This window comes from Longimonas sp. (assembly GCF_046498435.1).
In the GTDB taxonomy this organism is placed as follows: Bacteria; Bacteroidota; Rhodothermia; order Rhodothermales; family Salinibacteraceae; genus Longimonas.
In genome coordinates this window covers 1-5,610 of sequence record NZ_JAWOAR010000281.1, presented here as the reverse complement: position 1 = coordinate 5,610, position 5,610 = coordinate 1, and the positions used below count along the sequence as shown (strand labels likewise).

The window sequence follows — 5,610 nt, the reverse complement described above, 5'->3', positions numbered from 1 at the left end:
CTACCTCGCACAGGTGGCACGATCCCCGCATCTCCGGCCCTTCCCTAATGGCTCGGGCTAAGGGAACCCTCGAATCGGATGCCTATGGCCTGTCCTGCACGGTTGGCACGAGCCGCCCCATACCAGGCGCTCCTTTGCAGGCGCTCCTTTGCAGACGCCCCTTTGCAGACGCCCCTTTGCAGACGCCCCTTTGCAGGCGTGGCGGCATTGCTTCCCAACAGGTCATCCTGAGATGCTTCACTGCGTTCAGCATGACGACAGAGGAGGGAGCGCCTACAATGTCGAGCTGTTGTTCGCGCCCCCAAGTCATCCTGACTCCCGACAGCCGTCGGGACGAAGGATCACGCCTCGTCGCCTGGCACAACCAGCATGACCTACGGCCCCTCTGCCCCGCTCTAACCTGGCCTAAACACCGCCCGGCACAGGTTCGCGGACTACACGTCGCTAAACACGTACATTGTCGGGGGTCAGGATCTCAACGCCGACCGTGCACGCTTGGCATCGCGTCCTAACACTGGAGCACCGCATCTCGCATCCCCGGAGCAGATCCTCTGACCGCGTGACCTGAGATGCTTCACTGCGCTCCCCATGACGATAGCGGCTGCACGAAAACATGCTGTATGTATCGTATCACTTAACGTCTGGCCACCACCTTAAGGTCTACCCACTACCCGAACTGAGGGCTTCCCTGATACTGAACTGCTGAATACCCCCATCCGCGGGTCACTCAAAACGCGTTGTGCTATATATGTATCGGCCGTTGAACGTGCAGAAGCGTGTCATGGCTACGTGGCGGGGTCTTCGGAAGCGACATCGATGTCAAGGTCGCCGGGTTCTGCGTTCGGAGTGGCGCCGTCGCCCTCTACAGGCGACTCGACTTCGGGCATGATGTCGTCTTCGGCAGGTTGTGCCTGGCGTTCGGCCACGGGCATGGCCTGCGTATCCGCCGAGCGCTGCTGCTCAATAATGACGAGGGCCACTGTTTCAGTTGCATGGCCGCCACCGAGCGGGCTGGTTTCAATCACACGCCATCCGTTCGATAGATGCTCGTTAAGCGCTGTAAGGCCGTGGACGGAATCGCCTGCTACGCGGACAAGAAGGGCTTTCTGATTGGGACGCTCCATAGCAACAGCGCTGTAGGTCACGAAAAAAAGAGGGACTGCAACTCCGGTTCGATCCAGCAATACCAGCACGCGACTGCTGGGATTACGTTTGTGCATTGAATCATTCGTTTTTACATGGTTACCCCGCCACATGTTGGCCTCATTTACGACGTGTTTTCTGACTACCAGTGGGCCGACAACGATCCCCCCGATGCTGATGCCGAGTTCGAGCCGCCCGAAACCGTTGATGTGTTGGCCGAAGCGCTGCGCCGATGTGGCACCGAACCCGTGCGCATTGGCCCGGCGCGTACGTTGCACGAGCAATTATGTGCAGGGCGCTCCCTCGACGCGGCGCTCACCATTGCCGAGGGGCAGGGCAGTCGCAACCGCGAAGCGCACGCCCCCATCCTGCTTGAACTGGCGGGCATTCCGCAGTGGGGCTCCGACGCGCTCACCCTGTCGCTGACTCTCGACAAAGCCACGACCAAAGACCTGGTGGTACGTGCAGGCCTCGAAACGCCCGCGTGGACCGTGTTTTCGGGGGCCGCGTCCATTAGCGAGGACGCCCTTCCCGCCCCGTTTCCGCTCTTCGTGAAACCGCGCTACGAAGGGACCTCGAAAGGCATTATACCCGCCAGCAAAGTGGACACCCTCGACGCACTGCGCGACGAAGTGGATCGGCAGACCACGCTGTATCAACAAGACGTGATTGTAGAGGCCTTCATTGAGGGCGGAGGCGAGTTCACCGTTGCGGTGGTAGGCAACGACCCGCCCCGCGCGCTTCCGGTGCTACAGCGTGCGGTAGAGCCAGCCACCGGCATCGGCGTGCATGCGCTGGAACGGCGCGGCGCTCCGAACCGTGAATGGGACTACACCATCCCCGGTACGCTCTCTGAATCCCTCGAAACCCGCCTCTGCCGCGATGCGCTACGTATCTACCAAAAAATGGAATGCCGCGACGTAGCACGCCTCGACTTTCGGGTGGATGCAGACGGCACGCCGTACTTCCTGGAGATCAACCCACTCCCCACATTCGCGCCCGACGGCACCTTTGCCATCATCGCTGAACTGATGAATCGGGCGTATCCCGATCTCCTGGCCGAGGTGCTCGCGATTGGGCTGAGCCGACTCGGCATCCACCCGCTTTCCGATGTGGTGCCGTGTACCGATGGCGTATCCCTGGCCGAACTGTAGCCAACCATAGGCGGTGTGTTCAATTGGGCAGGGGGATGCGATAGGTGCTGCCCCGCTGCCTGTTCTGATGCTAACTCCTTGTTTGGTATTCGCATGACGTGTTCTACCTCGCGTCCCCATGTTGCTGCTGATCGGTCGGAAGAGTGGACCGACTGGCGCTGGCAGATGCGCCACCGCATCCACACGCTCGATGACCTTACGGACTGGATTCGGCCTACCGAGGCCGAGCGCCAGGGGATTGCGGAGACGGAGCCGGTCTTCCGGTGGAACATCACGCCGTACTACGCGGCGCTGATGGATCGGGAGGATCCGGCCTGCCCGGTGCGACGACAGGTCGTGCCGCACATTGATGAGATGCAGGATGAGCTGGTCGACGAGCTCGACCCGTTGCAAGAGGTGGCGCACTCGCCGGTCAAGAACCTGGTGCACAACTACCCCGACCGCGTGGCGTTTTGCGTGACAGCAGAATGCGCGGTGTACTGCCGCTTCTGCCTGCGCAAGCGCATGGTGGGCGATGCGGACTTCTTCTTGCGCACGGGCGAGCTGCAAAAAGCCATCGACTACATTGCTGACACCCCCGCCATCCGCGATGTGCTGCTCACGGGCGGCGATCCGCTGACGTTCAACGCCTCGCATCTGGAGTGGCTCCTTGAGCGGCTCACGGCGATTGAGCACGTAGAGGTGGTGCGCTTTGGCACGCGCATGCCCGTGAAGCTGCCGTATCGCATCACCGACGAGCTGTGCGACCTGCTGGCCCAGTACACCCCGCTCTGGATCAACACCCACTTTAATCATCCCAAAGAACTGACCGCCGATGCTGCCGAGGCCATTGACCGGCTGCTGCGAGCCGGCATTCCCGTGGGCAACCAAACCGTGCTGATGCGCGGGATCAACGACGATGTGGAGACAATGAAAGCGCTCTGTGAGGGACTTGTGGCCATGCGGGTGCGTCCGTACTACCTGTATCAGGCGCAGGTTATTGGGGGAACGAGCCACTTTCGTACCCCCATCGAAACCGGGATGCGGATCATGAAGCAACTGCGCGGGCACACCACGGGCTTTGCGATTCCAACGTATGTGCTCGACACGCCCTATGGCAAGGTGCCGCTGAACCGGTCGTGGGTGCGCGGGCGTGCGGGCGACTATGTGGTGATGGAGACGTATGACGGCACGCTCTGGGCCGAGCCCAATCCACTTCCGGCTGCCGCTTCATCTGGAAATGAATTGCCCCATATCCCGTATCCTGAAGATGCTAAAACGGTGCCTTCCAAAGCAAATATACCTGCGTCTGTCTGATCTCACAGAACCAACTCTGGCAGACTCTTCAAAAGCATATGAAAGCAGATCGGCACTTCTACGCATCTTGTGCCGTACTGTCCTGTAATTAAGAGTACTATAAGCCGATAGCCAGGCGCGCCTCACTCGTCGTTAGGCGAACAATCGTTGTGTGAAAGAGAAGTGCACACAGCAAAGCGGGGTAAGAAGGTGCCAGATATCGGTTGCGTTATCGCTGCTCATCGTGTATCATAAGCCGGATTCTTGTCGGCTACTCGCGTTTATATGATTCGACTCATTCTTGCTGGACTGGCCGTGCTCCTTGCGGCGCTGGCGTTTATAACTGGCCAATCGTGGCTATACGCAGCGGCGGGAGGAACGGGGGGAGTGGCGCTTGGTCTTGTGGTCTACAGGCTGTGGATGCAACGGCAGTCGTCGCGCCCTGATACTGCTGAACAAACCGATGACCCTGCTGCACTTGGGATTTCGCCCGTGCGCCCGATGACCCCGCCCGATGAGGAGGGAGACGGCTCCTCTGCCTCTAATGGCACGGAAGCATCTGTTGCGGCTTCACAAGCGGTAGAAGAGCAGCACGAACCTTCTGCGGCGGACGCAACAGCCTCCTCCGACACCGACACAACCGATACGCAGGAGGCAGACGCCCCAAAGCCAACACAAGACGACGCGGCCCGTCCGCCATCTACTGCTTCAGAGGCAGAGCCGGAGGGCGACCCGCGCGTGGTGGCCTTTGCCTGTGCACTGCGCCATGCATTGCACGCTCATACGGTGGCGCTGCTCGTGCAGGAAGAGATGGCGCTGGAATATCGCATTGCAGGACTTGACAGCGACAGCAGTGCGGTGCAGCGCAGTGGCACCTTTGCATCTCCGCATCCATTGCTCACCGCTCGCATGTCGCACGCAGATGTTACGGTACGCGACCTGGGAGAAGAGCCCCGTCTGCGCGAGGCACTAAACTACTATCCCGACGGCTATGCATCGGCTCTTCAAAATGTAGCTCTGGCCCCGATTCGGCACGCCCAGCAGTCGGCCACCTACTTTCTCATTGCCGATGGGGATGCCAACGTTCCGCTTCAACACAAGCACTCGAAACGTCTGCTGGCCCAGGGAGCAGACATGCTGGGCCGCTTGCTGGCGTACGACCCGAACGGGTTGCGTCCACCAGTTGCTTCGTCGGAAACGAACCATGCTGATTCGCAAGCAGCTGACCAACAAACCGGCACGCGTTCGTCTACGTCCGCTCCTGACTCGGCGGAGTCCTCCTCTGTATCCGAGGAAATGGTCGATGTAACGACCTCCTCGCCCGATGTGGAGCGGCAGGGACCCCGGCCGCGCATCGAAATTATTGCGGAAGAGATGGAGGTGGCCCGAGCTACCGATATTCCTCTGGCGCTGGCCCTGGTGCACCTAAACCGGGCCGATATGATCGCGGAACGCGGACAAGACGCCGTCCAGCAGGTTGAAGACCTACTGCAGGAGGCGCTTGAAGAAGCGGCCCCCCACCAGCGCGTAGAGCGGTTTGGTGAGCTTACCTACGGCGTGTTCTACCAGGCCGATCTGGATACCGTGGAGGCATGGACGCTCGACCTACACCGTGGTATGCTGCGTGCTACCGGATCGCTCAAGGGCGGCGTAAGCGTAGGTGTAGGCATGATGAGTCCGCGTCATAAAACGGCCTCCGACTTTCGAGGGGAGGTCATGCGGGCCCTGCATGAGTCGTATAAGTCGGGCGCGCCCGTCATTATCGATTAGGCGTCGTCTGCAAAGATCGCCCGCGCACGACGCACAATGTTGGTTTGGAGGCCATGCAGCGTATCCCCCAAACACACCTACTGCTTTGTCACACGTGATTGTGTGGGTAGCTCACGCGAATGATTGTCATGGAAAGCCACAAGAGATCCCGGATCAGCGGCGCCAGGGGCGCCTTGTCCGGGATGACTATAAGCGTTGGTAGTTCATGCTTTACCCCATGAATCATCTGTGACAGAGCACTACTGCTGTGTCAACCCTGAAAGGTTGG

At 60.1% G+C, this 5,610-nt stretch carries 4 protein-coding genes; 3 read left to right on the top strand and 1 reads right to left on the bottom strand.

Annotated features, from left to right (window positions below; all coding sequences use genetic code 11):
- Positions 1–785: 785 nt before the first annotated feature.
- Entirely contained in the window at positions 786–1,124 is a 339-nt protein-coding gene (locus R6U20_RS11000; RefSeq protein ID WP_410337904.1) for a hypothetical protein, read from the bottom strand.
- Between the two features lie 114 nt (positions 1,125–1,238).
- Here R6U20_RS11000 and R6U20_RS10995 point away from each other — a divergent pair, with 114 nt between their 5' ends.
- The 3 genes from R6U20_RS10995 to R6U20_RS10985 all read left to right on the top strand — a co-directional run bounded on the left by R6U20_RS10995 (position 1,239) and on the right by R6U20_RS10985 (position 5,342).
- Positions 1,239–2,297 carry a D-alanine--D-alanine ligase gene (locus tag R6U20_RS10995; protein WP_410337903.1) on the top strand — a complete coding sequence of 353 codons (1,059 nt, stop codon included), beginning with the start codon at positions 1,239–1,241 and terminating at the stop codon, positions 2,295–2,297.
- A 93-nt stretch (positions 2,298–2,390) separates the two neighbouring features.
- Entirely contained in the window at positions 2,391–3,593 is a 1,203-nt protein-coding gene (locus R6U20_RS10990) for a KamA family radical SAM protein (RefSeq protein ID WP_410337902.1), read from the top strand.
- 264 nt (positions 3,594–3,857) lie between these two features.
- Positions 3,858–5,342: a hypothetical protein gene (locus R6U20_RS10985; RefSeq protein ID WP_410337901.1), complete on the top strand. Its 1,485-nt coding sequence runs from the start codon at positions 3,858–3,860 to the stop codon at positions 5,340–5,342.
- Positions 5,343–5,610 lie beyond the last annotated feature (268 nt).